This is a genomic window from Actinosynnema sp., from assembly GCF_052038725.1.
On record NZ_JBQGCX010000374.1, the window covers coordinates 1 to 1,547 of the forward strand.

Below are 1,547 nucleotides of genomic sequence, written 5' to 3' on the forward strand. Positions count from 1 at the left end.
CCGCCTCGGCGGCGGGGACCAGGCGAAGAAGAAGGGCAGGCCGCTCCGCAGCGCCCCGACCGGGAGGCTGCGCGACGAGGACGTGCCGGACCCGACGGCCCGCGTGGCGTTCGAGCCGCAGGGCGACCCGGACGACGCGACCAGGGCGGTCCCGGTGGACCCGGCCAGGGGCAGGCACGCCGCCCGCACGGCCGGGCCGGGCGCTCCCCCCGCGGACCCCGCCGAGAAGCCCGCCCGCGCCCCGCGCAAACCGGCGAGGCCCCGCGTCACCAGGCAGGCGAGCCCCGCCCTGCTCACCCCGCCCCCGAGGCGGACCCCGCTGATCACCGGCCCGGTGTCGGCGGCGGACCACCGGGAGCAGTTCCTGCGCGCCTACCTCAGGCACCGGGTGGGCGAACGCCTGGCCCGCCTGGAGGCGGCGAAGGCGGCGTACACGAGGGCGAGGCGCTGGACGACCGCGGCGTCCGTCCTCCTGTTCACCGGCGCGGCGGCCCTGGGCGCCCTGGCCGTGGCGACCCCGGACCACCGCTCCCCGCTGGCGTTCCTGGCGACGGTGGCGGCGGCCCTGGCGACGTCGGTGACGGTCTACGAGTCCGCGTTCGGCTTCCGCGCGAAGGCCCGCCGCTCGGCGAGCGGCGCGGCCCTGCTCCACCTGCTCCAAGCCCACGGCGCGCCGACCGGCGACCACGGGGTGGCGGCGTTCCGCGCCGAGGTGGAGAGCGTGCTCAGGCACGCCGACTAGGACGGGTGCCGCGCCGCCCTCCGGAGGGGTTCCGACCGGAGGGCGGCGCGGTCCCCCGCGGCTCTCGAACGCCTAGAAGACCTGCCACCCCGGAGCCGACGGCCGCCTGTCCACCGCGCCCAGGTACTCGTGGGCCGCGCGCCGCACCGCGTCGATGGGGATCTCGCAGTCGAGCGGGTACTCGGTGTCGGAGTTCATGTAGTAGTACAGCAGCTCCGTCACCGACGGATTAGCCGCCGCGCCCTGGCTGTACCACGCCCCGCTCGGTGACCGGTAGAACAGCGACCCCAGTCCTGCGTCACCGTTCAGTCCGACGTTGAGGATCATCCGGCGCACGTCCAGGCTTGGCGGCCGGGCCACCTTCAGGTGCACGATGACCCGCCCGCGCATCGCGGCGACCTCGTCCAGCACGGCGTCCAGCTCTGCGGCGGTCCGGACGGGAACCGCGTCTTCTTGGTCGTCGCCGTACCATGCCTCTAGCTCCACCAAGGCTGTGCTCCTCCCGTGTAGCGCACCCGGACGCGCATCCCCTTGTCGCTCTGCCCGTGCACGGTGAGTGTGCAGCCCTCGGGGAGAATGATCGGCACGAGGGTGTCGCACGAGTCGTCAAAACCCCGGCACGGCCGGTGGTTGATCACCACGGTCGCGTGGCGGATCCCGTTGGCCACCATGTGCGCGGCCAACTTCTGCTCCACGTCGGAGTTCCGGGTGGGCTCGTCGGGCATCCCCTTCGCCGCCAACTGGCTGAGGACCAGCCCGGCGTCCTCGTCCCGCCCGCTCACGATCGCCCGAACCCGCCCGTCCG

At 74.6% G+C, this 1,547-nt stretch carries 3 protein-coding genes; 1 reads left to right on the top strand and 2 read right to left on the bottom strand.

The window, feature by feature from the left end; translation table 11 throughout:
- On the top strand, window positions 1-742 hold a 742-nt coding region (locus ACTUAL_RS07545; protein ID WP_440899732.1), incomplete at its 5' end, for a hypothetical protein.
- 72 nt (window positions 743-814) lie between these two features.
- On the opposite strand, the gene ACTUAL_RS07550 is transcribed toward ACTUAL_RS07545, so the two are convergent.
- Together ACTUAL_RS07550 and ACTUAL_RS07555 are read right to left on the bottom strand one after the other, a co-directional pair.
- Window positions 815-1,228, bottom strand: coding sequence for an Imm1 family immunity protein (locus tag ACTUAL_RS07550; protein WP_440899733.1), 414 nt, complete (start codon window positions 1,226-1,228; stop codon window positions 815-817).
- Window positions 1,219-1,547 (bottom strand): DddA-like double-stranded DNA deaminase toxin (locus ACTUAL_RS07555; RefSeq protein WP_440899734.1); only part of this gene is annotated, 329 nt, incomplete at its 5' end. The genes ACTUAL_RS07555 and ACTUAL_RS07550, both read right to left, overlap by 10 nt.